This is a genomic window from Kushneria indalinina DSM 14324 (assembly GCF_003385845.1).
Lineage (GTDB): Bacteria > Pseudomonadota > Gammaproteobacteria > Pseudomonadales > Halomonadaceae > Kushneria > Kushneria indalinina.
Map to the genome: position 1 here is coordinate 1,077,411 of NZ_QRDJ01000006.1, position 25,288 is coordinate 1,102,698.

The following is a 25,288-nucleotide window of genomic DNA, read 5'->3' on the forward strand; positions in this document are numbered from 1 at the left end:
ATCCTCGATCAGAACGGTGAAATATTGAGGAAGAAGCGCTGCAGCCAGCCCATGGTCTGCGCCTCGTTGATATACCCATCGCCGTAATACTCAAGACGGGCATCCGCGACCTGCGTCGAGGGTACGGTATTGAGTCCGGTAATCGTGCGCGGGTTGACGGTGCCCGAAAAACGGATGTATTCGGTGCCCTGATTGATGCCGATGCGCTTCTCGCCGGCCACCTGGAAGTTGCCATTGGGCAGCACGTTCATGACCGTGGTCGTGATGGTACCGGTAAAGGTATTGGACGCATTCGCCCCACCCTGCCCCTGGAAGGTCGTGTTGCCGGAAAGACTGGTCGTCTGTCCATCCAGCAGACCGCCGATGACTCGTGGCGTGGCCTCAAGGCCAAGGGCGGTCGAGCCATTACGGCTGGCGTTGGCGGCCGAGCTTTTGGTGGCGCTGACGTTTTCATTGAGCACAATGGTCAGGATGTCGCCCACACCGCGCGGGCGGCGATCCTCAAACAGCGGCCGCGTGTAATTGCTCTGATAGATCGAGCCGTTGGCCACCGGCATCGGCGGAAGCTGGGGCGGTGCCGTCGTCGGCCCTTCCACCACGTTTTGCCGCGGAATCTGGGCGCAGGCCACCATGGTCATGGCCAGACAGGCAACCAGAAGCAGCTTCCACAAACGCATGTATCGCATCATTGATCCCCGGTTACCCCTGCACGAATGCATCAACATCCCCTGTTAGAGCTGGGTCAGACGACCGAGCATCTGGTCGACGGTCGACACGGCCTTGGAATTGATCTCGTAGGCGCGCTGCGTCTCGATCATGTTGACCATCTCCTCCACCACATTGACGTTGGAGGTTTCCACAAAACCCTGATAGATCGTGCCGGCACCGTTGTTGCCGGGAATGCTGTCATTACGCGGCCCCGAGGCATCGGTTTCGAGATAGAGGTTATCGCCAATGCTTTCCAGACCGGTCGGGTTAATAAAGGTGGTCAGCTGCAGCTGGCCGACCTGCTGGCTGGCCGCAGCGCCCGGTACAGTGACCGACACCAGACCGTCATTGGAAATCGAGACCGACAGGGCGTTGGCCGGAATCACGATGCCCGGATCGACCGGAAACCCGTTGGCCGTGACCAGCTGACCGTCCTGATTGACCTGGAAGGCGCCGTCGCGAGTAAAGGAATTGGTGCCGTCAGGCATCTGGATGGCAAAAAAACCATCGCCACGAATCGCGACATCCTTGGTATTACCGGTCTGCTCCAGGTTCCCCTGGGTGTGCAGGCGCTCGGTGGCCACAGCTCGTACGCCGGTACCAATCTGAAGCCCGGAAGGCAGATTGGTCTGTACCGACGACATCGACCCCGGCTGGCGCAGGTTTTGATACAGCAGATCCTCGAACACCGCGCGCGAACGCTTGAAGCCGTTGGTCGAGACGTTGGCCAGGTTGTTGGAAATGACGTCCATGTTGGTCTGCTGGGCATCAAGACCGGTTTTGGCAATCCAGAGAGCGTTAATCATTTTTTTCTCCATTCACCGGACATGATCCAGTGACTTCATGTGCCTGATCAGGGCCGTCATGGCCCGGAACCATCAATTCATTGAGAGCAGCGAGTTGGCGCGCTGATCGTTCTCATCGGCCGTCGTGAGCACTTTCATGTTCATCTCGAAGCGACGGGCCGTATCGATCATGGCGACCATCGCTTCGGTCGGGTTGACGTTGCTGCCCTCAAGCGTGCCGCTGATCACCTGCGTATTTTCATCGCGCGGCAGGGCTGCCATGGGACCACCCTGCGCATTCCAGGCACCAAACAGGCCGTCCTCACGCCGAGCCATGCGGCCATCAGGGTTGCTGGCCAGCATCAGCCGACCGACTTCAGCCTGTACCTGGGTGCCGGCCTCCCGCGCGGAGATGGTGCCGTCACCGGCAATCGAGACCTCGGCATTGAGCGGCAAAATGATAGGGCCATCCTCACCCATCACCGGCCGGCCCTGAGACATCAGCATGCCGGTCGCATCGACCTGCAGCGCACCGTTACGGGTGTAGGCCGTTTCACCGTTGTTGGCCTGTACCGCCAGCCAGCCCTCGCCATTGATGGCAACGTCCAGGGCACGGCCCGTGGTGGTGAAGGAGCCGGGCGTAAAATCGGAGCCGGGGGTGGAATCAGAGGTAATGGCGCGCGTGGCATAGCCTGCGCCGTTGACCGGTACCGCGCGAGCGGCACTGAGTTCGGCACGAAAGCCGCTGGTCGAGACATTGGCCATGTTGTTGGCAACGGCCGACTGCCGCTCCAGACTCTGTTTGGCGCCCGACATGGCGGTATAGATGATTCTGTCCATGACCCGCTCCGAAAAGCTTGAGGAAGTATCGCGGCCGGCGTTTGGGTGTAACCGAAGGCCTGCTCTTTGTGACGCCTAGTAAACACGCAAAGGCATCTTCTCAAAGGCACAAGAAAGGCACGAGAAAGGTCGTATTTCGTAGGCTGCAAAACGCAGGGATCAAAAAAACGACCGGCTCTGAGCCGGTCGTTTTCACTGCATATCGAGATTTAGCGCAGGCTGACCATGGTCTGAAGAATCTGGTCCTGCGTCTTGATGGTCTGCGAGTTGGCCTGATAGTTGCGCTGCGCCACGATCATGGTGACAAGCTCGGCCGCCAGATCAACGTTGGAGTTCTCAAGCGTGCCCGACAGCAGTGACCCCAGCTGACCGGTACCGGCACTGCCCAGCAGCTCCTGGCCAGAGTTGGTGGTCGCCAGCCAGGCGTTGTTGCCATCCGGCTTGAGGCCCTGCTCGTTGGTGAAGCTGGCCAGCGCAACGCGACCCAGCGCGCGACTCTGGTTGTTGGAGTAGTTGCCCATAACGTTGCCGTTATCGGCAATCGATATGCCGGTCAGGCTGCCGGCGGCGTAGCCGTTCTGGGTGGCGGCCTTGACGTTAAAGTCGCCACTGTTCTGGGTCACGCCGGCCAGGTCGATATTGGCGGCAATATTGGCTGCGCCATTGCCCGGATTGATGGCAAGCGCCAGATTGGTGTTACCGGTCAGATTGCCGTTGACATCGAATTCAAGATCCAGCGAGCCAACATCGTTGCCACCGCTGCGCGCGTTCATGGTCCACTCGTTGCTGCCGGTTTTGACAAAGTACATGCTGACCTGCTGCGCGTTGCCCTGCGAGTCATAGGTCGTCAGCGGCGCCTGCCAGTTGTAGGTTTTGGGATCGCTGGCGTCGAAGTTGGCGTTATCCTTGGCTGTGTCGTTCGACGGCAGGTTAAAGGTCATGCTGCCGGTGGTGGTGGCGCTGGCATCGATATCGCCCTGGGGCACCTGCAGCGCGACTGGCTGGGCACCGGCCAGCACCACCGGGTTGGCAGAGGTCGGATCATCGACCGGATAGCCCGTCAGCCTGCCGCCGGTGTTGTTGACCAGAAAGCCGTTGGAATCCATCTGAAACTGACCGTTGCGCGAATAGGTGGTCTGCTGACCGTCGGTCAGGCGGAAGAAACCGCCACCGTCGATGGCCAGGTCAAGTTCACGGTCGGTCGTTTCCAGCGCGCCCTGCGAAAACCCCTGGGTAATGGCAGACACCTGCACCCCCAGACCTGCCTTGGCGCCGGCATAAAGATCGGCAAACTCGGTACGGCTTTTCTTGAAGCCGACGGTCTGCGAGTTGGCAATGTTGTGGCCGATGGTATCCAGCTGACTGGAAGCTGCATTCAGACCACTAACGCCCTGTGTAAAAGCCATGGTTCATCCTCTGATTAAAAGTCGTCTCACCGGCCGGGGCCGGATGGATCATCAGGACGCGCAACACCGCGCCCGGTGGTGCGTTACAGAATCTGTTTGACGTCGTTGAAGGCGACGCTGCCCATGTTGGGTCCCAGATCCAGCTTCGTAGCGTTATTCGCTGTCATCACGCCACTGACATAGCCGTACTGAAGGGCCCGTGAGGCCACTGCCCGCCCGCTGCCGTCAGTGGCCGCAATGCTGACCTGATAGGTAGTGCCATCCTCGACACGGGTATTGCTGGCGTCGGTGCCATCCCAGTTAAAGGACTGAACGCCAGCTGACATGGGCCCGCTTTTGGTCAAATCGTATTGATTGATGATGCGCCCCGAACCATCGGTAATGGTGGCCGTGACCTTGGCGGCATCATCATCCAGTTCGATACCAAACGGCAGTACAGTGTTGTTGTCCACGTGAATCTTGTTGCCTTCTACCAGTACGCCACGCCCCACCATCGCGCCTGCCTGCAGCTTCTGGGAGGCATCAATCTGACCGGTGATGCTGGACAGCGTGTTGTTAAGCTTGTCGATACCGCTGACCGTATTGATCTGCGCAATCTGTGAGGTGAACTCCGAGTTCTCCATCGGATTGAGCGGGTCCTGGTTTTTGAGCTGGGCGACCAGCAGGCTCATGAATTCTTCGCCCAGATCACTGGCGCTGGTGGCGCCCATGCCGCTGCCATTTGTGCCGCCGGTGGTACTGGTGCCGTTAACACGGCTCACCAGAGAGTTATCAAATGCCATGCTTCACTCCTTGATGACCCGATTTACTGACCCAGCGTCAGCGTCTTGAGCATCAGTGTCTTGTTGGTGTTGAGTACTTCGACGTTGGCCTGATAGGAGCGCGCTGCCGAAATCATGTTGACCATTTCAGAGGTGGTATCCACGTTGGGCATGCTGACGTAGCCCTGGTCATCTGCCGCCGGGTTTTTGGGATCATAAAGGCGCCGAAACTCACTCTGATCTTCACTGATACCCGCCACGCGCACGCCACCAATCTGCTGACCGGGCTCGCCGGCCATTTCGAAGGTCAGCTGCCTGGCGCGATAGGGCTGGCCATCCGGGCCCGCCACACTGTCAGCATTGGCCAGGTTGCTGGCAGTCACGTTCATGCGCTGCGACTGCGCCGACAGGGCCGAACCCGAGATGTTGAAAACGTTAAAAAGACTCATTGACTATGCTCCTGTCGGTGATCAGGACTCGCGCTGCATGGCGTTTTTCAGGCCCTGCAATCGACTGGTCAGAAACTGTACGTCGGCCTGGTAATGCACGGCGTTGTCTGCGAAGTTGACGCGCTCCATATCCATGTCGACCGTATTGCCATCCAGGCTTGGCTGCGTCGGGTTGCGATACAGCATGTCAATGCCGCCCACGCTGCCATTGGCCTGTGCCGGGATATGCCGGCTGGAAGTCATGCTCAGTGATAGCCCGCTCTGCCCTTCTGCCCGCCCCTGATTGACGACACGATCCAGTTCGCTTTTGAAGTCAAAGTCGCGTGCCTTGTACCCGGGCGTGTCAGCGTTGGCGATATTGGCTGACAGTACTTCCTGGCGTTCGGCACGCAGGTTAAGAGACTGCTGCATAACGTTGAGTGAGGCATTGAGCCGGTCGATCATGGGAGTCACTCCGTTGCGCCATGAATCATTAAGACAACAAAGGTTACTTTCGCTTACCTTCTGGGATGAGCGCAGCATAGAGAGCCCGCAACCTCCACCATTGAATGAAAAGGCTACTTTTTAGGGGTCATTTCGCACCCTGTTTTTTTTGGCGCTTGTCTAGAATGCCCAGCATCCGGGTAACCGTTTGATGACAACAGGCCATTTCATGTCGCTGCCCTTCACACGCTCACTTCAAAGGCACTGCCGCCGTGGCGCTACCCTTCTGCTGGTAGCGGCAGGGCTCGCCTGTACACCGGCTCAGGCGAGTGAGCAGGTCATTTATGACGTGATCGAAGGATTTTTGCTGGAGCAGACCGCAGGCGAAAACGGGGAAGTCGTCATCGACGTGACCCCGTCACCGGCGGCGGCCATGGCCTGTCAGGCACCCTCTGCCTTTCTACCGGGGCGCGGCGGCAAGGTCTCGGGGCGCACTTCTGTTGGGGTACGCTGTCCGGGCAACTCACCGGAAACGCGCTATTTTCAGGCCTACGTGCATATCAATGGACAGTATCCGGTCGTCAATCGCAACATTATGCCGGGCGATGTCATCGAAGAGAGTGATCTTGACTGGCAGGAAGGGGATCTGACCCGGCTTTCCAGCCGCTTGATTACCGATGCCTCACAACTGGTGGGACAGGTATCGCAGCGTCGTATTGCCGCCGGACAGCCGCTTCAGACAGGTATGGTCAAGGCGCCCGTGCTGATTCAGCGCGGTGCCAGGGTTGCCCTGCTGATAAGGGGCAATGGTTTCATGATCAGTAGCAACGGCCAGGCGTTGAATGACGCAGGCCTTGGTGAAAGTGTTCGGGTTAGAATGCCCTCTGGCAGCGTTATCAATGGTGAGGCAAGTCGCGAAGGACTGGTGGAAGTTCACTAGCCGACAAGGCAGCAACATTACGCACTGATATCCAATCGATACCTTTCGTTACTCAGACAGGTTAAAGAACCTGCCTGTGGTGTCGATAATGGATACAACAGCGCTTGCCTGCGCCCCTTTATCAGCTCACCCGAGTGAGCGCTTCGGAGAGCATGACGATGAAAATTGACAGCAACAACAGTTCGATCAACCGCATTGCCAGCCCGGTATCGGTATCCCGCGTCAATACGCCTGAAACCGCCAAAACCGAGCAGAGTGCCGCAACGCGCTGGGTTCCTTCCAGTGCCCATGATGGCTCACAGGACATTGACACGGTGCGTGTCAACGAACTGCGTCAGGCCATTCGCGACGGCAGCTTTGAGGTTGATACCGGAAAAATTGCCGACGGCCTGATCGCAAGCGCGCAGGAGCTGCTTTCGAACAAGGGCTAGGGCATCCCCTCTGCTTGACCGCCTTTGGAGAACACGTGAATGAACGATTACGCCAATATCCTGAATCAGATCGATGAAGCCCTCGGGCGCTTCATCGATCTACTGGATCGCGAGGCCGCACTGCTGGAAAGCCATCCGGTGGATATTGAAGCCCTGCTGCAGGTTTGTGAGCACAAGGGGTCTTCAATGGTCAGGCTGGACCAGCTCGAGCGTGCGCGCAGTGCGCTGCTCGAAAGCCGCGGTCTCAGCGCGGATCGCGCTACAAGCGATCGCGCCGCCATCAAGCTCGAACTCAACGAGATCTGGCAGCACATCATCGAGCGCACTGAAGCCGCCGCGCAGCGTAATCGTCTCAACGGGTTCGTGATTGGCAGACGTCTGGATTTTCACAGTCGCGCGCTTAACTTCCTGCAAACCGCCGCCGGCATGACCATGTATGGCCCCAACGGCCGCCAGCACAATATCGGCCGTTCCAGTACGCACCTGGTAGGCTGACCAGACCGAGCATCCGATACCAAAAGGCCGCGCCATAGTCATGGCGCGGCCCTTTTATTGTTGCTCTATTTTATTGTGGCTCTATGTACCGCTGTTCCTGCCGATGACACCCGAGCACTGTGTTAACACGCTTCAGGCAGGACATCAACGTCCTGCTCGACCAGCAGCTACCCTGCCATTACTCCTGCGTGCGGTAATTGACAAATACCTGTGCCACACCGCCTCGCACCGGACGTTTGAGCATGCCTTCCCCCGGCAGCACAAAACGCAGCGACAGCGGCGTACTGGCCGGCAGCCCGGCCAGCGCATCGGTACTGCCGTAGGCGAGGTTCAGTGCTACGCACTCTGCCGGCGTACAGAGCCAGGCGGCGGGCGCCGGGCCGCTCGGGGCCAGTTCATAGTGCCATGAAAGCTCGGTCAACTGGCTACCGGCGGGAGCGCTGTCAGCAGGCATCAGCGCCACTCGGTACTCCCACCCCTTCTGTCTCATGTCAGGGATGTTGCCCTGAACCGGTATGGCACCGCCGGCGCTGGCCCCGGCAAACACCATTGGTGAGGCCAGCGCGGCAGTGATCATGAGCCCAGGCAGCAGACGCGTGATCATGCCTGCGACCCGATAATGGCGGTCACGCGAATCTGGCGCTCTTCAGGAATTTCTGCCTGGGAGAGCACCACCAGACGCGGCAGGCGCCGACGCAGAAAGCGTGACAGAAGCGCGCGCACGCCGTGCTGCACCACCAGCACGGCCGGCAGACCACGCTCTTCCTGACGCTGAACGGCCGTTTCTGCCTGTTGAATCAGGGTGTCGGCCAGCCCCGGCTCCAGCGCCCCACCATTGTTGAGCGCCTGCATCAGCATTTTCTCCAGATCGACGTCCAGGCTGATGACCTCGGCAGCCTCCTGTCCCGGGAAGTACTGCTGCGTGATGGCACGGCCCAGCGCCAGTCGTACGGCCGCCGTCAGCTCCATGGCGTCGGTAGTATGGTTGGCGTGATCGGCCAGCGTATCGATAATGGTGCGCATATCGCGGATCGAGACATCTTCCGACAACAGCTGCTGCAGAATGCGGGTCAGCGTCGTCAGAGAAATCAGCTTGGGCACGACCTCCTCGACCAGGCTCGGTGACTCTTTCGCCAGTCGATCCAGCAGCTTCTGGGTTTCACTGCGACCCATCATTTCACTGGCGTGTTCGCCCAGCAGATGGTTAAGGTGCGTTGCCACCACCGTACTGGCATCTACCACGGTAAAGCCCTGCATCTGTGCCTGGTCGCGTTGATTGGCATCTATCCAGGTCGCAGGCAGTCCAAATGCGGGGTCCTTTGTGACGCGGCCTTCAAGGTTGCCCATCGCCTGACCCGGGTCGATGGCCAGATACTGTCCGGGCCATGACTCCCCTTCGCCAATCAATACGCCATTGAGCGCGATGCGATACTGCTGCGGCTGTAGCGACAGGTTATCGCGGATATGGACCACCGGCGGGAGGAACCCCACCTCCTGGGCAAACTTCTTGCGCAGGCTCTTGATGCGCTTCAAGAGCTCGCCGTCCTGGTTTTGATCCACCAGCGGAATCAGGCGATGGCCGACCTCAAGGCCAAGCGGGTCCACCAGCTGCACGTCATCCCAGCTGGCTTCGTGACTGTCGGTGGCGGCTACCTGTGCCGGCTGCGCGTCTTCGACGATGGCCGCTTCCTGCTTTTTCTTGTTCAGATACCAGCCCAGGCCGCCCAGCATGGCGGTGAACATCAAAAATACCAGGTTGGGCATGCCGGGAATGATGCCCAGTAGACCGATAACGCCCGCCGCAAGATAAAGAACCCGAGGATTGGTAAACAGCTGACCCAGCAGCTGCTGGCCGACGTCCTGCTCGGTATTGACGCGTGAGACGGTAACACCGGCCGCGGTCGAGATGATCAGGGCCGGAATCTGACCGACCAGACCATCCCCGATGGTCAAAAGCGTATAGGTATGCGCAGCATCACCCACCGACATCCCGTGCTGGGCAACGCCCACCACCAGCCCGCCCACGATGTTGATGACCATGATCAGAATACCGGCGATGGCATCACCACGCACAAACTTGCTGGCACCATCCATGGAACCGAAAAACTCGGCTTCCTGAGCGATCTCCTTGCGCCGCTCGCGCGCAAACTTTTCATCGATCAGACCAGCGTTAAGATCGGCATCGATGGCCATCTGCTTGCCGGGCATGGCATCCAGGGTAAAGCGGGCCCCGACTTCGGCAATACGCCCGGCACCCTTGGTGATGACCATGAAGTTGATCACCACCAGGATCACGAACACCACCAGACCCACGGCAAAGTTGCCGCCGACCAGAAACTCGGCAAACGCCTCGATAACCTTGCCCGCGGCATCACCGCCGCTGTGTCCTTCCAGCAGAACCACGCGGGTCGAGGCGACGTTCAGCGATAATCGCAGCAGCGTCGAAAACAGCAGCACCGCCGGAAAGGCAGCAAACTCGAGCGGCTTGGTGGTGAACATGCTGACCAGCAGCACCATGATCGACAGCGCGATGTTGAAGGTAAACAGCATGTCGAGCAGAAATGGTGGCAGCGGCAGCACCATCATCGACAGGATCATGAGAATCAGAATCGGGCCGGCCAGAAACTTCAGCTGGCTGCTCTGATTCAGACCACCACGGGAAAGCAGTGCACTCAATGCATTCATGTCAGCGATGACCTGTCACGGTAGATAGATGATTCAGGGCCTGTAATGGGCAATGCAGCGCCCGGGCATCAGTGTTCATTGTTGTCACCGTTATCCGAGGGTGTCGGGGTATAGGCCATCTCTTCAGGGACCTCGATATGGCCAGGCCGCTGCGGGGACTTGCCCCCCTCGCTGCGATAGCGCCGAAGCTGATACACCCAGGCCAGCACTTCAGCGACGGCGGTATACAGTGCCGCGGGAATTTCCCGGCCCAGCTCACCATGGCGATACAGGGAGCGTGCCAGCGCCGGGGCTTCCAGAAAGGGGATACGGTTTTCCTGCCCCAGCTCGCGGATTTTGGCCGCCACGGCATCGGCGCCCTTGGCCACCACCCGGGGCGCGCCCATTTCGTCATCCTTGTAGGCCAGCGCGACGGCAAAGTGGGTCGGGTTAGTGATGATGACATCAGCCTTGGGGACTTCACTCATCATGCGTCGCCGCGCGATCGCCTGCTGCTGCTGGCGAATGCGGCCCTTGACGTGCGGATCCCCTTCGGACTCCTTGTGCTCCTGACGAATATCCTCCCGGCTCATGCGAAGCTTTTTGGTATGGCTCCACAGCTGGTAGGGCACATCAATCAGGATGACGACGATAAAGGCCAGCAGGATCAGGGCACAGCAGAAGACAACCAGCAGCAGCATGTGGCGCATGGCGGACTGAATGCTTTCGCCGGCAAGCCTTAGAAGCTCTCCCTGATGGCTATAGATAAAGCCGGCGGCCACCAGTGCAATCAGCATCGATTTGGCAATGGTCTTGGCCAGCTCCGCCAGCACCTGGCTTGAAAACATGCGCTTGAGCCCGGAGATCGGGTTGAGCTTTTTGACATCGACCTTGATCGATTTGGTCGAAAACAGCCAGCCGCCCAACGCCATGGGCGCCATCAGCGCCACCACACCCATGATGCCCAGAATGGGCGCAAGGGCCAGCAGTGCCTGGCCACCCAGCGCAGAGACGTTGATCATCATCCGCGAAGGGTCGCGTGCCACATCGGCATCAAAGGTCAGTCCATCACTCATGACCTTTGAGAGCACCTCGCCCATCCAGCTCATGCAAAGCGACAGGCCAGCGGCCCCGACGGCCAGCATCAAAAAGGTGGTCAATTCACGTGAACGGGCAACCTGACCGTCTTCACGGGCCTTTTCAAGACGCCGCGCCGTGGGCTCTTCGGTTTTTTCTGCGTCGCTGTCGCCTGACATTTCGACCCCATGGAATCCTGTAGAGCATCGTGCTCACTGGGCGACATTGTGCGAGGAAGGAGGGAAAAACAATCGCTCGAATAGCCCTCCCGAGGGAGAGCTATTCGAAACATAAGCAGGAAATACGGTTTAAAACCCGAGACTGTCGAGCAGATCATCGACCTGTGACTGGTCGGTCACGACATCCGTGCGCCCTTCCGTCTTGATCTGCGGTCCATTGAGCAGGCCTTCCGACGTCGTCTTGCTGCTGCTCTCCTTGGCACGCTCACGCATGGTGTCTGATGGCATGTTGTCAATCAGCACCTGCAGAAGCTCGCGCTCGATCTCGCGGATGACCTCCATCATCTTCTTGATGACCTGGCCGGTCAGATCCTGAAAGTCCTGGGCCATCATGACTTCCATCAGCTGGCTCTGGGTCGCGCGGGTCTGTTCCGGCACCCACTCAAGATAGGCCCGGGTGTCCCCGACCAGATCACGCGCCTCCCCTTGCTCGAGCGGCTTGTCGAACCACTGGTCCCAGCGACCGGCCAGTTCAGCCGACTGTTTTTCAATATTGTCCTGGATCGGCTGGGCAATCTCGATGGCATTGAGCGAGCGTTCGGCGGCCTGCTCGGTCATGGTCGCGATATAGCTCAGACGATCACGGGAGTCGGGGATGGCCTGGGCGGCCTTCTCGACTTCCTTGTCCAGGCCGAGCTCTCGCATGTTGTCACGCAACGCACGCGTCAGATTACCGATTCTGGCGATAAGATCCGCCGGGATCGCATCATCTGCGTTCTGCGGTTTGGCATTGGCTGTCATGTCATAAACTCCCGATGGCTATCCGCAGACCTATTTATCGAGCTTTTCGAAGATCTTGTTCAGCTTTTCTTCGAGCGTTGCGGCGGTAAAGGGTTTGACCACGTAACCATTGGCGCCGGCCTGCGCCGCGGCAATGATATTTTCCTTTTTGGCTTCTGCCGTCACCATCAGCACCGGAAGATGCTTGAGGGCGTCATCGGCGCGAATCTGCTTGAGCATTTCCAGACCGTCCAGGTTGGGCATGTTCCAGTCAGAAACCACAAAACCGAAGCTGTCACTGCGAAGCTTTGCCAGACCATCGACGCCGTCTTCGGCTTCATCAACGTTGTTAAAGCCAAGCTCCTTGAGGAGGTTACGCACGATACGACGCATGGTGGGAAAGTCGTCCACCACCAGGATGTGAATGTTCTTGTCAGCCATGTCTGCCATTTCCTTTTCAAATAAGTGCGCTTGCGCGCGAGTCAACGATTCAGTGGTGCCGCGCTAGACGCGCAGCGCCTGACGATTGCTGCCACCCAGCTGTGCCAGCGCTCGTTCGCACATGCTGGTGATGGAGACGACCTCGCATGCGGCTCCCAGCGCAATGGCTTCACGCGGCATGCCAAAGACCACACAACTGGCCTCGTCCTGCGCCAGTGTCCAGGCACCGGCCTGACGCATCTTCAAAAGTCCCTGAGCGCCATCCTTGCCCATACCGGTCAACAGCACGCCGATGGCATTCTTGCCTGCGTTGGTGGCGGCTGATTCAAACAGCGCATCAACGGAAGGCCGGTGGCGGTTGATGGGGGCCTCATGGTCCAGTGAAATCACATAGTTGGCGCCGCTGCGGGCCAGACGCAGATGCGCCTCGCCACCGGGCGCCAGATAGGCATGCCCGGGCAGCACACGTTCGCCATGCACGGCTTCACGCACGCTGATGCGACAAAGGCTGTCCAGCCGCGCGGCAAAGGATTTGGTAAAGCCGGCCGGCATGTGCTGCGTAATCAGTATTGCCGGGCTGTCCGAAGGCAGCGGCATCAAAAACTCCCTGATGGCTTCGGTACCGCCCGTCGAGGCGCCGACAATCAGCAGCTTCTCGCTGGAGTACATCGGTGCGCGCAGTGCTGCCGGCGCCGGCGTCGACGAAGTCTGCGCCACCTTGAGCTTTGCTCTGGAGGCCGCCCGGATCTTGTCGGTGATGGCATGGGCGTATTCGGCCATGCCTTCACGAATGCCAAGCTGGGGCTTGGTCACGAAATCCACGGCCCCCAGTTCCAGCGCTCGCATGGTGATTTCCGAGCCGCGCTCTGTCAGGGAGGAGACCATGACCACCGGCATGGGGCGCAGACGCATGAGCCTTTCCAGAAAATCCAGGCCATCCATGCGCGGCATTTCGACATCCAGTGTCAGCACATCGGGATTGGTCCGCTTGATCAGATCACGAGCCACCAACGGATCGGGGGCCGTCGCGACCACCTCCATGTCCGGTTCCTGATTGATGATTTCGCTGATCAGGCTGCGAATCAGTGCCGAGTCGTCAACACACAATACCTTGATCTTGCTCACCGTCCTGCTCCTTTCATGCCTGCCGCCGCGACCAGCGGATGGACAGCTTCTTCGACCAGCGCCTCGATCAGCGTCTTTTCGCGACTGCAGACCGTGGCACTACCGTTGAGACGCCTGACCCGTACCTGACCGGTCCCCGGCAGATAGTGCACGCGACGCGCATGGCTACCGTTAAGGTCCTGCGCGAGCACACGAATGTTTTCGCGATCAAGCCATGCCATGACAAACTCGGCATTGGCAAAACCAATACGCGATGCCATGCCGGCGATGACCATACCGCCCCCGAACACCTTGGCTTCCAGCCTGTCCCGCCGTCCGCCCAGTCGGCATATCTCCTCGACCAGCGTGCTCATGGCGTGCTCGCCATAGCGCAGACGCGGTCCGCTGGTATCGTGGCTGCCATCGCCGGGCAGCATGTAGTGATTCATGCCGCCCACCCCTGCGACGCTGTCGCGAATGCACGCGGACACACAGGACCCCAGCACCGTCGACAGCACCATGGGGGATGAGGCCACGTAATACTCGCTTGGCAGCAGCTTGACCGCGTCAAGGCTGTCATCGCGATCAAAATAAAAGTGGTTGGCCAGTCCCTCCTGCTCCCGGACCTTCATGAGCGCGAGCCCGGGCCGGAAGCCAGCCCATAGACGGTATGGCCCTGCAGCCGGAAGGCATCGGTCAGATAGGTAAAGTTTTCGGAATGCCCCGCAAACAGCAGCCCGTTGGGCTTGAGCAGCGGTGCAAACCGCTCCAGAATCCGCTTCTGGGTGGGCTTGTCGAAATAGATCATGATGTTGCGACAAAAGATCACATCAAACGGGCCTTCCACGTTCCACCGTGCTTCCAGCAGATTCAGCTGTCGATATTCCACCATGGCTGCCAGCGCCGGATTCACGCGGGCGACGCCGGATTTGGCCCCTACCCCGCGCATGAAAAACCGCTTGCGCTGCTCCATCGACAGCTTCTCGATTTGAGCGATCGGGTAGATACCGGCCGCCGCCGTGGCAAGCGCCTTGGTATCAATATCGGTGGCCACGATTTTGGCGTTCTGGGCCCTGGAACCAAGCGCCTCGGTCAGCGTCATGGCCAGTGACCACGGTTCTTCACCGGTCGATGCCGCGCAACACCACACCTTGACGCTGCCACTCTGGGCACGGACATGATCGGCCAGAATCGGAAAATGGTGCGCCTCGCGGAAAAACGACGTCAGGTTGGTCGTCAGTGCATTAACGAAGTGCTCCCACTCCGAGGAGTCGACATGTCCATCCAGCAGATCCAGATACGCCTTGAACTGATTGAGCCCCAGCGTGCGCAGGCGACGTGCCAGACGGCTATACACCATCTCCTTTTTGTGTAATGCCAGTGCGATACCTGCACGCTCATGGATCAGGCGCCTTACACGCTCGAAATCCTCATGCGTCAGTTTTAAATCGCGGCTTTCAGCGACTTCTGTCACGTCTTTTACTCCGCATCACCTGAAGGTGATTAAAAGGTTGTCCAGTCCTCATCTGCCGTTGCAGATGCTTGCTCATCACGCTGGCGAGTCACCGACGCTTGGGCAGGGACAGAGGAGCCGGTCCGGGCAGATTCGATATGTGACGACGCTGGTGCGTGTCTGCTCGATTCCCTGTCGCTCGGCTGCTTCCTGCGCTGTGTTGCCAAAGCAGCCCCGTCTGAAGCTATTATCGGCCTCCGGGCGCTTTCCTTGATCCTGAAAAGACTGACAATTTCATTGAGGTGATCGGCGTTTTGCCGCATCGATTCAGACGCGGCCGAAGACTGCTCCACCATGGCGGCATTCTGCTGAGTCATTTCATCCATGCGATGGATCGCCTGACCGATCTGTTCGATACCGTTTTTCTGCTCATCGGTAGCCGAGGAGATCTCCTGCATCAGAGCGCTGACCCGATGTACCCCGCCGACGATATCGGTCATGGTGGACTGGGCGCGTGCGACCAGCTCACTGCCGGCACTGACTTCCACCGAAGACTCGTCGATCAGCTCTCGGATCTCGCGCGCAGCCTGCGCACTGCGACTGGCAAGGGAACGTACTTCGTTGGCGACCACGGCAAACCCCTTGCCCTGATCCCCGGCACGCGCCGCCTCGACTGAGGCATTGAGCGCCAGAATATTGGTCTGAAAGGCAATGCTGTCGATGACGCCCACGATATCGGAGATGCGTGCCGAGGCCTGCGTGATGCCCTCCATGCGGGCCACGACATCGCCCATCTCGTTGCGGCCGCGCTCTGCCACGGTCGACGCCTCATGAGCCAGCTTCGAGGCATCCCTGGCATGCCCGGCGTTATGGCCTACCGTGGCGGTTAGCTCTTCCATGCTGCTGGCGGTCTCTTCCAGTGACGCCGCCTGCTCCTCGGTACGTCGAGAGAGATTCTGATTACCGCTGGCAAGCTCGTTGCTGGCCGGGGCAATCACGCCAGCGCTGCTTTTGACGTCACGCACGACGCACAGCACGCACTTGCGCATGGTATCCAGCGCAATCATCAGTTGATCGCGACCATGACTGGTCGCTTCGAGATCGCCACCGGAAATCTGGCGGCAGCACGCCAGCGCCTGCTCAAGCGAGTGCTTCACACGCCGAACCAGCCAGGCACCTGCCACGGCAGAGCCTGTTGCAAGCAGGGCGGCGCCAACCGTGAGTACGCTCATGAGCGTGGGCAGGGCCTGCTGTGTCGAGAGCATCTGATAGTCCGCCATCAGAAGCCCCAGAAGCGCCATTGATGACACGGCGCTGGTCATCCCGGCCCAGCCAGCCTTGCGCGCGGGCGTCAAACGGCCAAGGCGGTTTATCCAGCCCCGCGGGCCGATCGGCGTAATGACACCCTGCACCAGGGTCCAGCTCTTGCCCCGCCCCTCATTGATTTGTCGATATACCTGTTCAGCGTGGGCAATGGCCGCATCATCAGCCTTGACCCTGACCGAGGCATACCCCTTGATCTGGCCCTGCTCGACCATGGGCATGACGGTTGCCCTGACCCAGTAATAGCCGCCATCCTTGCGACGATTCTTGACCATGCCAATCCAGGTGCCGCCATCCCGCAGGGTCTGCCACAGGTTGGCAAAGGCGATCGGCGGCATATCCGGATGACGCACCAGATTATGCGGCGCGCCGATCAGCTCATGACGCTCAAAACCGCTGACATCGATAAACGCCGGGTTGGCATAAATAATGTTGCCGTCCAGATCGGTCTGTGAGATCAAAAACTGCTGCTCATCAAGAACATGATGTTTGTCATTGATCGGTTGGTTGTTGCGCAAGGATAGATCTCCTGCAGTAGCCTCTGTAACCGGCAGATGCCAGCGTGTCTGCGCATATCAAACTATATTTTGAATAAAACAAACCAAGGATTAGCGCGTCTTAAACTACGTTATTTATGCCGAGACATTTTTAGATCAGATACAAAAAAGCGCCGGCAAATGCCGGCGCTTTTCGCTTTCAAAGTTACAGATTAAAAATCAAGCAGCCTTGTCGATCAGGGCCATTTCTTCACTGGTCATCAGCTTTTCGATATCGACCAGGATCAGCATGCGATCATCCAGACTACCCAGTCCCATCAGGTAGTGCGTGGAAAGTGTCGAACCAAATTCCGGTGCCGGCTTGATCTGCTCGCCGGTCAGCGCCAGAACATCGGAGACACCATCCACCACCACGCCCACGACGCGATGACCAATGTTGAGCACGATCACGACGGTTTGCGCCGTGTAGTCGGCATTGCCCAGGGCAAACTTCAGACGCAGGTCAACGATGGGGACAATAACGCCACGCAGGTTGGTCACGCCCTTGATAAAGGAAGGTGCGTTGGCAATGCGTGTCACCCCTTCATAGCCGCGAATTTCCTGCACACTCAGGATATCGATGCCGTACTCTTCCGCGCCCAGTCGAAAGACCAGAAACTCGTGACCTTCCCCTTCCAGCTGTACCTTGTCGATAGCAGAAGCTTCCATTGTCTCAACTCCCAGATGCCCGACCCAGCGGGCAGAATTAAAAATGGCTGTGCGTTATGCAACTGAATCAGTGCAGCGCGGCAGCACTACGATGATGACCTGCGTGACTGCCTTCACGATCCTGAGGCGCACGTGACAGTGCCGGAATGTCCAGAATCAATGCCACGCTGCCATCGCCCAGGATGGTGGCGGCAGAGATGCCGGGGACACGGCGATAATTGGTTTCCAGGTTCTTGACCACGACCTGGTGCTGCCCGATCAGTTGATCAACCTGTAGAGCAAAACTGCGCCCTTCGCTTTGCACGATCATGACGATCCCTTTGGTGACATCCTGCTGGGCATCGGGAATATCGAACACACGATACAACTCGACCAGGGGCAGGTATTCCCCGCGAACATGCAGTACGCGGTCGCTACCGGTCACGGTACTGATATCTTCGGGACTGACCTGCATGGATTCCTTGATGGCGCCCAGCGGCAGGATATAAACCTCTTCCCCCACGCGTACCGACATGCCATCGAGGATGGCAAGCGTCAGTGGCAGCACGATTCGCGTCGTGGTGCCCTGCCCGGGACGGGAGAGGATGTCCACGTGACCGCCCATCTGCGCGATATTACGCTTGACCACATCCATGCCGACCCCGCGCCCTGAAAGGTCAGTGACCTGCTCGGCCGTTGAAAAGCCCGGCGCAAAGATCAGCTGCCAGACATCGTCATCGCTCATGGCATCCGATACCGCCAGACCACTTTCGCGTGCCTTGTTCAATATACGGTCCCGGTTCAGACCAGCACCGTCATCACTGATCTCAATCAGAATGTTGCCACCCTGGTGGCTGGCGGACAGGGTCAGCCGACCCGCAGCCGGCTTGCCAGCGGCCAGGCGCCGATCGGGTGTTTCGATGCCGTGGTCCAGACTGTTGCGCACCAGGTGCGTCAGCGGGTCAACAATGCGCTCGATCAGGCCCTTGTCGAGTTCGGTGGACTTACCCACTGTCTCGAGTTCGACCTGCTTGCCAAGCTTGCCGGCCAGATCGCGCACCAGCCGCGGAAAACGGTTAAAGACCACATCCATGGGCATCATTCGAATCGACATGACCGCTTCCTGCAGATCGCGGGCATTGCGCTGCAGCTGATTCATGCCACTGAGCAGGCTGCCATGGGTCACCGGATCAAAATCGGCAGTTCCCTGCTCCAGCATGGACTGGGTAATCACCAGCTCACCGACCAGGTTGATGATCTGGTCAATCTTTTCGATCGATACACGCAGGGAGGCATTTTCACTGCTGGCGGCGGCGCTTGCGGCCTTTTTGGCGGCAGGCGCAGCGGCTTTGGCCGGCTCTGCCGGCACAGCAGCGGCATCCACTGCCGGCGGCGGGGTAGCATCATCCTTTTCAGGTGCTTCCTGCTCCACCTCTTCAGCCGCCGGGGCTACCACGGCACTTTCGGTCAGCGTTGCCGCGGCACTTTCAGACGGCGCTGACGCGGCACTTTCAAAGGTAATCTGATCGTCGTCGACCACAAAACAGAGCACGGCACGGATATCATCCTCACCCGTGGCGGTTTCAAGCTGCACGGTCAACACGTCATTGGCGTGCTGCTGATCCAGAACGGTTCCGAACAGCGCCAGCTCTTCGGCCAGGCTGGTGGCATTGTCCGCCGCCACACCGGCAATTCTGATCACCATTGCACCGCCTTTGGCGGGGCTGGCAGCGGACACCGGCGCTGCCGTATCGGCGACGCCAGCGCCCTGGCCCTTCTCTTCGGCCAGTGCCTTCAGTGTGTTGCAGATACGCTCGTAGGTGGCGCTGTCCGGCTCGGTCTGTTGACGATAGGCGTTGAGCTGATCGCTGAGCATATCCTTGGTTTCCAGAAATATGTCGATGATGGTCGGGTCAAGGGTCAGTTCATGATGACGCGCCTTGTCGAGCAGATTCTCGAACAGGTGCGTGGTCTCCTGTAGTACGGTAAAGCCGAACGTACCCGCACCGCCCTTGATGGAATGTGCAGCTCGAAAGATGGCGTTGAGCTGTTCGCTGTCAGGATCACTGGGATCGATCTGCAACAGCTGCTGCTCCATATCGCTGAGCAGTTCCTCGGCCTCTTCGAAAAATGTCTGATAAAACTCGGTAATGTCGATGCTCACGCCTGATGCCCTGCCCTGCTTCTGGATTCGGTCCAACGCTCGACTCGAGCGTGCGCGAAACTGCTGTCAAAACCTGCTGTCATGGTGCTCATGACTGTGTCGTCTGCTCTGACGCCCCCGGGACTTCCGAGGCGTTTTCGCTCCGGGTCAGATCCTCGATTGAAAGCGGGCGCTTCTCACCATCAATGACGGCCGGCGCGCCTGGTGCCATGTTTTCCTGTTCCATCATCTTCTGGGCACGGCTGTTGAGCACCAGAATGCTGATCCGACGATTGAGTGCATTGTCTTCTTCGCCGGGCATGTTCATGGTGTCCGCCATGCCAATGACCCGCAGCAGTTTCTCGGGCTCAAGCCCGCCTGCCACCAGCTCACGTCGTGATGCATTGGCCCGATCCGTTGAAAGCTCCCAGTTGCTGTATCCCCTGAGGCCGGCAGCAAACGGAAGATCGTCCGTATGCCCTGACAGGGTCAGCTTGTTGGGCAGTTCATTAAGCAGCGGTGCAATGGCCGTTAGTATGTTGTGCATGTGAGGCGCCACCCGTGCGCTGCCTATCTCAAACATCGGTCGGCGCTGACTGTCCACGATCTGAATTCGAAGCCCTTCGGGGGTAAGATCCAGACGCATCTGCGAGCGCAGATCCCGCAGTGCCGGGTCTTCCTGCATCAGCGCTTCAAGGCGTGCCTTGAGCCTGCTGAGCGCCGACATGTCGGCTGCCATGCTACTGTTTTGCTCGATGGTGATTCGAGAGCGCTCACCCTCACTGTGCATGACATCATCGCCGCCACCAGGGATGGCACTGTTACTGGCCGAATTACGATCCCCACCGGCCAGCGCCACCTTCAAGGGCGTGCGAAAATATTCACTGATCTGTTCAAATTCGGCTTTCGATGTTCCGGCCAGCAGCCACATGACCAGAAAGAAGGCCATCATGGCCGTCATGAAGTCGGCGTAGGCAATCTTCCAGCTGCCGTGCGAGCCGTGATGGCTGGCTGCTTTCTTGCGACGTACGACAATGGGACGGCGATGCTGGCTCATGATTTATCCCTGCCCATTGCCGCTGGGCTGTGAACGCACGCTGCGCACATGCTCTTCCAGTTCGTTGAAGCTGGGACGTTCCGTTGAATAGAGTACCTTGCGGCCAAATTCGACAGCGATTGGCGGTGCATAGCCATTCAGGTTGGCCAAAAGCGTGACCTTGATGCACTGCAGCATCTTCTCGACTTCACCGATCTGGTGCCTGATGTGTGTGGCAAGCGGTGTGACAAAACCATATGCCAGCAGTATGCCCAGAAATGTCCCTACCAGTGCCGCCGCGATCAGAGGGCCCACTTCTTCCGGCGTCAGCCCTTCGGCACCCAGTGCGTGCACTACCCCCATGACCGCAGCCACGATACCGAAGGCCGGCAAACCATCGCCCACCCCTGCAATGGCGTTGACGGGAATTTCGGCTTCATGCTGGAAGGTTTCAATTTCATGATCCATCAGCGCTTCGATTTCAAAGGCATCCATATTGCCGCTGATCATCAGGCGCAGATAATCGGTTAGAAACTCCATCAGCAATGGGTCTGCCATCAGCTTCGGGTAGCGGGTAAACAAGGGGCTTTCTGCGGGAGTTTCCACATCACGCTCGAGTGCCATCATGCCTTCCTGACGCCCCTTGGCCAGCAGCAGGTACAAAAGCGCCATGAGCTCCATGAAAAGCACCTTGTTGTACTTGACGCTTCCCTTGAGCTTGGGAACGACCCGCATCGTGGCCTTGATGGCCTTGCCGTTGTTACTGGCAATGAAGGCACCCACGGCAGCGCCACAGATAATAACGATTTCGGCTGGCTGGAATAATACTGCCAGATGCCCCCCCACCATCATGTACCCCCCGATTACCGAGGCAATAACAGCAACGTATCCAAATAATATAAGCACGGTAATTCCTCAGTATTCAGGATCTGGAGATAACATCGGCCAAAAGTGGCCTGGCTTGAGAGGCCATCTCATCAGATTCATCAGGGCAAAAGAGGTATGGCTTCTGCAACACTGCTGTTTCGTCCTGCAGGATAATGTCCGCAAGATTAACGCCTTTCATTGACGATCAAAGGCAGGACTAGCCTCAGAAAAAGTGGTCATTTTTCTTGTTTGAAAGCAGATGCAACAGCGTTACGCAGACAATAAAAAGCCCCGGAAGCATGGGCTCCGGGGCAAGGGGAATTATGGCAACGATGGGGGGTTAAATCAGAACGGTATAGAGCCTTGATCAGTATTGCGTACCGCTTTCCTGCGAACCGCTTTCCTTTCGGATGCGTTCCCTTTCAGCAGCGCGCCGGGTTTTGCCCGCACGTGAGGGTGGCTGGCAGATACCACAGACAAAATCCCGATCAAGGCTGTGGGCATGATTGACAAACCTGCCGCTGCATGAGGTACATGAGGAAAGCTGCATCATGTCGCTTTCAAAAAAGCGCACCAGTGTCCATGCACGGGTCAAACCCAGCACGGCTTCACCATCTTCAAGCATGGAAATCTGCTCATAGTAAAGCCGGTAGGCCTTGATAATGGCTTCCATGCGGTCGCAGCGGCTCTGTTCGCGCAGGGACAGATAAATATTGTAAAAAAGCGACGAATGAATGTTGGGAAGCCAGGTAATGAACCAGTCTGTCGAGAAGGGCAGCATTCCTTTCGGGGGGGAAACGCCACGCACCTCCTTGTAAAGACGGATCAATCGTCCACGAGACAGATCCGTTTCGGTTTCAAGCACCTGAAGCCTGGCCCCCAGCTCGATCAGTTCAATCGCCAGCTGGATATCACGCACTTCATTGATGACGCTTTTATCAGCCATGGTGATGCCCCTTTTTCAGCACCACCTCCTCCTCGTCATCATGCATGCTACCTGCCAGCAAAATGGCAGCATGTGTACGCTTGAGGTCATCCTCACGCTGCTGCGTGGTCAGCGAAGAAAGCTGTGAAGGATCCACCAGAGCAAAATGGCACAGCAGCTGATTGGAGTTGGCAAGCTTTGCAAGCTGGGATATGGGTAACGATGCCAGGGTATCAGCCATCTGCTCATTCAGTTTCAGCCTGAACATCGCAGAAGAGCGGTCTTCGTTTAACAGGCGCTGTACCAAAAGCAGATAAGACAGATTGACGTTGCGAATATCGTCCAGCAGATGGCTCGTGGTCATCATGTTCCCTTCCCCTCGTCTTGAAAATTTATCCCGTGTCACGACAGGTGCAGCGGCGATTGTTCACGCTCTTGACCGGTGTGTCGCAACAGGTTCATTGCCAGGCCAGGCGACATTTGGTCAGTTAAATGTAACGCCTCGTTACTTTTTGCAATATTGCCACATCATACTTTCCTATCACAACCATTTTTTTGTCTAGTACAAAAACAATGTTTCCTTATTCATTGTCTTAAGACAATAACAGAGAATTTAATCAATAAAATCAACGTTAGACGAAAAGGGCGTAAAAAGTGCCCCAATTCGTCGATTTGGGAAAGATTTAATGTGCATTTATGTTACATGGATGTTGCGAGGAAGTGTTACAAAACGGAGGCAGCGTCCTGCTCAAGTTCATGTATCCAGCACAGGAGCTCTGCCAGTGCCAGATACAGCTCCTGGGGGATGCGATCATCAAGATCGACGTGTAACAGCAGATTGACCAGCTCTGCAGACTGGTGCACATAAACACCACTTGCCTGTGCCTTTTCCATGATGGCATCGGCCGTTGTGCCATAGCCCTTCGCCACCACGCGAGGCGCATCGTTAATATCATGCGCTATGGCGACGGCGCGCTGGCGCTTCGAGGGCTGATCGTTGGAAGGTGTCATACCGTCTCCTCCCCATGATCATCCTTGTGCCGGGGCGAGAAATGCAGTGCCGTTAATTGAAGGCCTGCGTCTGACAGTCTTTCATCAAGATGTCGTCCCTGAACGGTCATCCACGCAAGATAGGTGCCTTCTACTTTGCCACTGACATTGATGGCCTTGTCCTGCAGACTGATTTCCAGAGCAACATGACCCAGCGCAGGCAGCACCAGATTCAGCTTTGAACGCCAGACACGTGGCGTTTCCTCTGCACTCTCACCGGTGGCCGCCTCTGACTCCTGCTCGATTTCCCATTGCACCGGTACCTGAGGCGTTAGAAGGCCTTCCCAGCGAATAAGTGGGTAAGTCATGAGCTCCAATTGGTGACGCAGAATGCCCTGTAGATCATCCTGCGCTGATGACATACCAGTAGCGCCACCTTCCTGAGACGGGAGACCGCCTCCCGATTGCGTTGTGACACGCTCGTGCAGGGCTACGGCTGATGCACTATAGGCCCTGCCAGTGTCAGCGGTCGTTTGACTGCCGGCCGCAGTCGGCTGAAAAAGCCTGTTTTGCGGTTCCTTGAGCAACTCCTGCTGATCATGCTGACCCACAAGCCATTGACGCAGATGCGACTCATAAAAGAGGCCGCTATGCCTGATCTGCCCGGCAAGCGTCGCCGCAAGAGCGGAAGGCTCAGGTGGGTGCGCAGCAGGTAATAGAACAGCATCGGACCTGACCACTGGCGCCGTGGCCGGGAATTTTTCCAGAATACGGGATATGGCCCTGGCTTCAGCACTAAAATGCGTCGTGGAGGATCTGGATGCTCTATCCGGGGTCCTGTCTTCGGAAGGAAGACCGTTGCCCGAAGTCGTTACTCGCGCAGTAGATGCCTTGTCGGCGGCTTTGGCCCTTGCAGCCGCATCTTCGCTGTGGCGCTCCAGAGTTTCATCCGGAGTATCGGAGGTGCCATGTCGCACTGCCGGTGTATAAGTCACGCCACCCAATGGCAGATCGGGTTGCCTTGAAGCAACCCGATCCAGATCCGCCCGACGCCCAAGAACGTTATGAAGCAAGGTATCCAGCAGTGGCGTAATCGCACTCATGACTACTCCCCCAGCGGGGCTGATGCCGCACTATAGGCACGACTGACCTGCTGTTGTACCCGCCCCTGCCCCATCAGATGACTGAGCTCGGCGAGCCTTTGCTGCAGCAGTGTATGTAGTCGCTGATCGTTTTCCAGAAGCCGCGCCAGAATTTCCTTCTTGTAGGTCTGACGAGTACTATCCAGCGTTATCTGACCATCACGTATCCTCAGGCGATCAATCTCACACAAGTAGTCATGCTCAAGGGCGATAAGCTGTTGCCACTCGCCTGCATCGGCATACCCAAGCATTTTCTGGCTCAGCTCAAGCGCCCGCTCGTAGCCATGAATGATCAGCGCACGTTTTTTTTCCATGTCAGACCTGAGCGGCAGCAGTGGGTTGCTGGGCAGTCGGGCCGATTTCCTTCCAGGCCCCTGCAATATCGCTCAAAAGGCTTTCTACATGCTCAAGCAATGCCTTGTCGTTCGACACATTGACCTTCAAAAGAGAACGCGACATGTATTCATAAAGCGATGACAGACGCTCCGCCAGAGCGCCACCACGCGTCATGTCCAGACTGGCGCGCAACCCGCCATCGATGATGTCGATGGCCTTGGAAATGGCCATGCCCCTGCCGGCGATATCGTTGTGCTCCATGGCCCATTTGGCCTTGAAGATGGCCGCCATGGCACCGTCAAACAGCATGACGATCAGCTGATGGGGCGATGCGCTCATCACGCCCGTCTCCACACCCACCGATGCGTAAGTGCTTGCCCCTCTTTGTGCATACATAATTGGTATC

29 protein-coding genes are annotated in these 25,288 nt (G+C 57.9%); 3 read left to right on the top strand and 26 right to left on the bottom strand.

Annotated features, from left to right (window positions below; genetic code table 11):
* Window positions 1–8: 8 nt before the first annotated feature.
* The 7 genes from C8D72_RS05020 to flgB all read right to left on the bottom strand — a co-directional run bounded on the left by C8D72_RS05020 (window position 9) and on the right by flgB (window position 5,393).
* Entirely contained in the window at window positions 9–677 is a 669-nt protein-coding gene (locus tag C8D72_RS05020) for a flagellar basal body L-ring protein FlgH (RefSeq protein WP_425453254.1), read from the bottom strand.
* 54 nt (window positions 678–731) lie between these two features.
* A complete protein-coding gene (gene flgG, locus C8D72_RS05025) occupies window positions 732–1,514 on the bottom strand; it encodes a flagellar basal-body rod protein FlgG (RefSeq protein WP_115853254.1) in 783 nt (260 codons plus the stop codon).
* A gap of 72 nt (window positions 1,515–1,586) precedes the next feature.
* The gene (gene flgF, locus C8D72_RS05030; protein WP_115853255.1) at window positions 1,587–2,333 is read right to left on the bottom strand and encodes a flagellar basal-body rod protein FlgF; all 747 of its coding nucleotides are present in this window, start codon (window positions 2,331–2,333) and stop codon (window positions 1,587–1,589) included.
* Between the two features lie 209 nt (window positions 2,334–2,542).
* Window positions 2,543–3,739, bottom strand: a complete 1,197-nt coding sequence (gene flgE / locus C8D72_RS05035; protein WP_115853256.1) for a flagellar hook protein FlgE — start codon at window positions 3,737–3,739, stop codon at window positions 2,543–2,545.
* A gap of 83 nt (window positions 3,740–3,822) precedes the next feature.
* Complete coding sequence (locus C8D72_RS05040; protein ID WP_115853257.1) at window positions 3,823–4,521, bottom strand: flagellar hook assembly protein FlgD; 699 nt, start codon at window positions 4,519–4,521, stop codon at window positions 3,823–3,825.
* A gap of 23 nt (window positions 4,522–4,544) precedes the next feature.
* Window positions 4,545–4,949 carry a flagellar basal body rod protein FlgC gene (gene flgC / locus C8D72_RS05045; protein WP_115853258.1) on the bottom strand — a complete coding sequence of 135 codons (405 nt, stop codon included), beginning with the start codon at window positions 4,947–4,949 and terminating at the stop codon, window positions 4,545–4,547.
* 21 nt (window positions 4,950–4,970) lie between these two features.
* Entirely contained in the window at window positions 4,971–5,393 is a 423-nt protein-coding gene (gene flgB / locus C8D72_RS05050; protein ID WP_115853259.1) for a flagellar basal body rod protein FlgB, read from the bottom strand.
* 190 nt (window positions 5,394–5,583) lie between these two features.
* Here flgB and flgA point away from each other — a divergent pair, with 190 nt between their 5' ends.
* From flgA to C8D72_RS05065, 3 genes are all read left to right on the top strand, one after another.
* The gene (gene flgA, locus C8D72_RS05055) at window positions 5,584–6,312 is read left to right on the top strand and encodes a flagellar basal body P-ring formation chaperone FlgA (protein WP_115853260.1); all 729 of its coding nucleotides are present in this window, start codon (window positions 5,584–5,586) and stop codon (window positions 6,310–6,312) included.
* A 158-nt stretch (window positions 6,313–6,470) separates the two neighbouring features.
* On the top strand, window positions 6,471–6,743 hold the full coding sequence (flgM, locus tag C8D72_RS05060; protein WP_170140504.1) for a flagellar biosynthesis anti-sigma factor FlgM: 273 nt from the start codon (window positions 6,471–6,473) through the stop codon (window positions 6,741–6,743).
* Window positions 6,744–6,782: 39 nt separating this feature from the next.
* Complete coding sequence (locus C8D72_RS05065) at window positions 6,783–7,238, top strand: flagella synthesis protein FlgN (RefSeq protein WP_115853262.1); 456 nt, start codon at window positions 6,783–6,785, stop codon at window positions 7,236–7,238.
* A gap of 178 nt (window positions 7,239–7,416) precedes the next feature.
* Here the strand turns inward: C8D72_RS05065 and C8D72_RS05070 are convergent, their stop codons facing one another.
* The 19 genes from C8D72_RS05070 to fliS form a co-directional block, all read right to left on the bottom strand.
* Entirely contained in the window at window positions 7,417–7,842 is a 426-nt protein-coding gene (locus tag C8D72_RS05070) for a flagellar protein FlhE (RefSeq protein ID WP_245955149.1), read from the bottom strand.
* Window positions 7,839–9,923 (bottom strand): flagellar biosynthesis protein FlhA, encoded by a 2,085-nt coding sequence (flhA, locus tag C8D72_RS05075; protein WP_115853263.1) that lies wholly within the window; start codon window positions 9,921–9,923, stop codon window positions 7,839–7,841. Before flhA ends, C8D72_RS05070 begins: the two co-directional genes overlap by 4 nt.
* 68 nt (window positions 9,924–9,991) lie before the next feature.
* The gene (flhB, locus tag C8D72_RS05080; protein WP_115853264.1) at window positions 9,992–11,158 is read right to left on the bottom strand and encodes a flagellar biosynthesis protein FlhB; all 1,167 of its coding nucleotides are present in this window, start codon (window positions 11,156–11,158) and stop codon (window positions 9,992–9,994) included.
* 129 nt (window positions 11,159–11,287) lie between these two features.
* Complete coding sequence (gene cheZ, locus C8D72_RS05085; RefSeq protein ID WP_115853265.1) at window positions 11,288–11,959, bottom strand: protein phosphatase CheZ; 672 nt, start codon at window positions 11,957–11,959, stop codon at window positions 11,288–11,290.
* A 30-nt stretch (window positions 11,960–11,989) separates the two neighbouring features.
* Entirely contained in the window at window positions 11,990–12,379 is a 390-nt protein-coding gene (gene cheY, locus C8D72_RS05090; protein WP_115853266.1) for a chemotaxis response regulator CheY, read from the bottom strand.
* Between the two features lie 63 nt (window positions 12,380–12,442).
* A complete protein-coding gene (locus C8D72_RS05095; RefSeq protein ID WP_115853267.1) occupies window positions 12,443–13,504 on the bottom strand; it encodes a protein-glutamate methylesterase/protein-glutamine glutaminase in 1,062 nt (353 codons plus the stop codon).
* On the bottom strand, window positions 13,501–14,115 hold the full coding sequence (locus C8D72_RS05100; protein WP_115853268.1) for a chemoreceptor glutamine deamidase CheD: 615 nt from the start codon (window positions 14,113–14,115) through the stop codon (window positions 13,501–13,503). Before C8D72_RS05100 ends, C8D72_RS05095 begins: the two co-directional genes overlap by 4 nt.
* Entirely contained in the window at window positions 14,112–14,957 is an 846-nt protein-coding gene (locus C8D72_RS05105) for a CheR family methyltransferase (protein ID WP_115853269.1), read from the bottom strand. The genes C8D72_RS05100 and C8D72_RS05105 overlap by 4 nt, the downstream gene beginning before the upstream one ends.
* Window positions 14,958–14,986: 29 nt before the next feature.
* Window positions 14,987–16,777: a methyl-accepting chemotaxis protein gene (locus tag C8D72_RS05110; RefSeq protein WP_115853270.1), complete on the bottom strand. Its 1,791-nt coding sequence runs from the start codon at window positions 16,775–16,777 to the stop codon at window positions 14,987–14,989.
* Window positions 16,778–16,975: 198 nt separating this feature from the next.
* Complete coding sequence (gene cheW / locus C8D72_RS05115) at window positions 16,976–17,464, bottom strand: chemotaxis protein CheW (protein ID WP_115853271.1); 489 nt, start codon at window positions 17,462–17,464, stop codon at window positions 16,976–16,978.
* Window positions 17,465–17,531: 67 nt separating this feature from the next.
* Window positions 17,532–19,601, bottom strand: a complete 2,070-nt coding sequence (gene cheA / locus C8D72_RS05120) for a chemotaxis protein CheA (RefSeq protein WP_211308786.1) — start codon at window positions 19,599–19,601, stop codon at window positions 17,532–17,534.
* A 94-nt stretch (window positions 19,602–19,695) separates the two neighbouring features.
* Complete coding sequence (gene motB / locus C8D72_RS05125) at window positions 19,696–20,643, bottom strand: flagellar motor protein MotB (protein WP_115853273.1); 948 nt, start codon at window positions 20,641–20,643, stop codon at window positions 19,696–19,698.
* Window positions 20,644–20,646: 3 nt separating this feature from the next.
* Window positions 20,647–21,528: a flagellar motor stator protein MotA gene (motA, locus tag C8D72_RS05130; RefSeq protein ID WP_115853274.1), complete on the bottom strand. Its 882-nt coding sequence runs from the start codon at window positions 21,526–21,528 to the stop codon at window positions 20,647–20,649.
* Between the two features lie 328 nt (window positions 21,529–21,856).
* The gene (gene flhC, locus C8D72_RS05135) at window positions 21,857–22,435 is read right to left on the bottom strand and encodes a flagellar transcriptional regulator FlhC (RefSeq protein WP_115853275.1); all 579 of its coding nucleotides are present in this window, start codon (window positions 22,433–22,435) and stop codon (window positions 21,857–21,859) included.
* Entirely contained in the window at window positions 22,428–22,781 is a 354-nt protein-coding gene (gene flhD, locus C8D72_RS05140) for a flagellar transcriptional regulator FlhD (protein WP_342768064.1), read from the bottom strand. Before flhD ends, flhC begins: the two co-directional genes overlap by 8 nt.
* 356 nt (window positions 22,782–23,137) lie before the next feature.
* Window positions 23,138–23,425, bottom strand: coding sequence for an EscU/YscU/HrcU family type III secretion system export apparatus switch protein (locus C8D72_RS05145; RefSeq protein ID WP_115853277.1), 288 nt, complete (start codon window positions 23,423–23,425; stop codon window positions 23,138–23,140).
* Window positions 23,422–24,507, bottom strand: a complete 1,086-nt coding sequence (locus C8D72_RS17335; protein WP_147301501.1) for a flagellar hook-length control protein FliK — start codon at window positions 24,505–24,507, stop codon at window positions 23,422–23,424. Before C8D72_RS17335 ends, C8D72_RS05145 begins: the two co-directional genes overlap by 4 nt.
* A 2-nt stretch (window positions 24,508–24,509) precedes the next feature.
* A complete protein-coding gene (fliT, locus tag C8D72_RS05155) occupies window positions 24,510–24,860 on the bottom strand; it encodes a flagellar protein FliT (protein WP_115853279.1) in 351 nt (116 codons plus the stop codon).
* Between the two features lies 1 nt (window position 24,861).
* Window positions 24,862–25,278, bottom strand: a complete 417-nt coding sequence (fliS, locus tag C8D72_RS05160; protein WP_115853280.1) for a flagellar export chaperone FliS — start codon at window positions 25,276–25,278, stop codon at window positions 24,862–24,864.
* Window positions 25,279–25,288 lie beyond the last annotated feature (10 nt).

Bases quoted from the DNA above. Each gene is read 5' to 3' on its own strand.
- C8D72_RS05020 (WP_425453254.1), bottom strand. From the start codon at position 677: ATGCGTTTGTGGAAGCTGCTTCTGGTTGCCTGTCTGGCCATGACCATG.
- flgG (WP_115853254.1), bottom strand. From the start codon at position 1,514: ATGATTAACGCTCTCTGGATTGCCAAAACCGGTCTTGATGCCCAGCAG.
- flgF (WP_115853255.1), bottom strand. From the start codon at position 2,333: ATGGACAGAATCATCTATACCGCCATGTCGGGCGCCAAACAGAGTCTG.
- flgE (WP_115853256.1), bottom strand. From the start codon at position 3,739: ATGGCTTTTACACAGGGCGTTAGTGGTCTGAATGCAGCTTCCAGTCAG.
- C8D72_RS05040 (WP_115853257.1), bottom strand. From the start codon at position 4,521: ATGGCATTTGATAACTCTCTGGTGAGCCGTGTTAACGGCACCAGTACC.
- flgC (WP_115853258.1), bottom strand. From the start codon at position 4,949: ATGAGTCTTTTTAACGTTTTCAACATCTCGGGTTCGGCCCTGTCGGCG.
- flgB (WP_115853259.1), bottom strand. From the start codon at position 5,393: ATGATCGACCGGCTCAATGCCTCACTCAACGTTATGCAGCAGTCTCTT.
- flgA (WP_115853260.1), top strand. From the start codon at position 5,584: ATGACAACAGGCCATTTCATGTCGCTGCCCTTCACACGCTCACTTCAA.
- flgM (WP_170140504.1), top strand. From the start codon at position 6,471: ATGAAAATTGACAGCAACAACAGTTCGATCAACCGCATTGCCAGCCCG.
- C8D72_RS05065 (WP_115853262.1), top strand. From the start codon at position 6,783: ATGAACGATTACGCCAATATCCTGAATCAGATCGATGAAGCCCTCGGG.
- C8D72_RS05070 (WP_245955149.1), bottom strand. From the start codon at position 7,842: ATGATCACGCGTCTGCTGCCTGGGCTCATGATCACTGCCGCGCTGGCC.
- flhA (WP_115853263.1), bottom strand. From the start codon at position 9,923: ATGAATGCATTGAGTGCACTGCTTTCCCGTGGTGGTCTGAATCAGAGC.
- flhB (WP_115853264.1), bottom strand. From the start codon at position 11,158: ATGTCAGGCGACAGCGACGCAGAAAAAACCGAAGAGCCCACGGCGCGG.
- cheZ (WP_115853265.1), bottom strand. From the start codon at position 11,959: ATGACAGCCAATGCCAAACCGCAGAACGCAGATGATGCGATCCCGGCG.
- cheY (WP_115853266.1), bottom strand. From the start codon at position 12,379: ATGGCTGACAAGAACATTCACATCCTGGTGGTGGACGACTTTCCCACC.
- C8D72_RS05100 (WP_115853268.1), bottom strand. From the start codon at position 14,115: ATGAAGGTCCGGGAGCAGGAGGGACTGGCCAACCACTTTTATTTTGAT.
- cheW (WP_115853271.1), bottom strand. From the start codon at position 17,464: ATGGAAGCTTCTGCTATCGACAAGGTACAGCTGGAAGGGGAAGGTCAC.
- motB (WP_115853273.1), bottom strand. From the start codon at position 20,643: ATGAGCCAGCATCGCCGTCCCATTGTCGTACGTCGCAAGAAAGCAGCC.
- flhC (WP_115853275.1), bottom strand. From the start codon at position 22,435: ATGGCTGATAAAAGCGTCATCAATGAAGTGCGTGATATCCAGCTGGCG.
- flhD (WP_342768064.1), bottom strand. From the start codon at position 22,781: ATGATGACCACGAGCCATCTGCTGGACGATATTCGCAACGTCAATCTG.
- C8D72_RS05145 (WP_115853277.1), bottom strand. From the start codon at position 23,425: ATGACACCTTCCAACGATCAGCCCTCGAAGCGCCAGCGCGCCGTCGCC.
- C8D72_RS17335 (WP_147301501.1), bottom strand. From the start codon at position 24,507: ATGAGTGCGATTACGCCACTGCTGGATACCTTGCTTCATAACGTTCTT.
- fliT (WP_115853279.1), bottom strand. From the start codon at position 24,860: ATGGAAAAAAAACGTGCGCTGATCATTCATGGCTACGAGCGGGCGCTT.
- fliS (WP_115853280.1), bottom strand. From the start codon at position 25,278: ATGTATGCACAAAGAGGGGCAAGCACTTACGCATCGGTGGGTGTGGAG.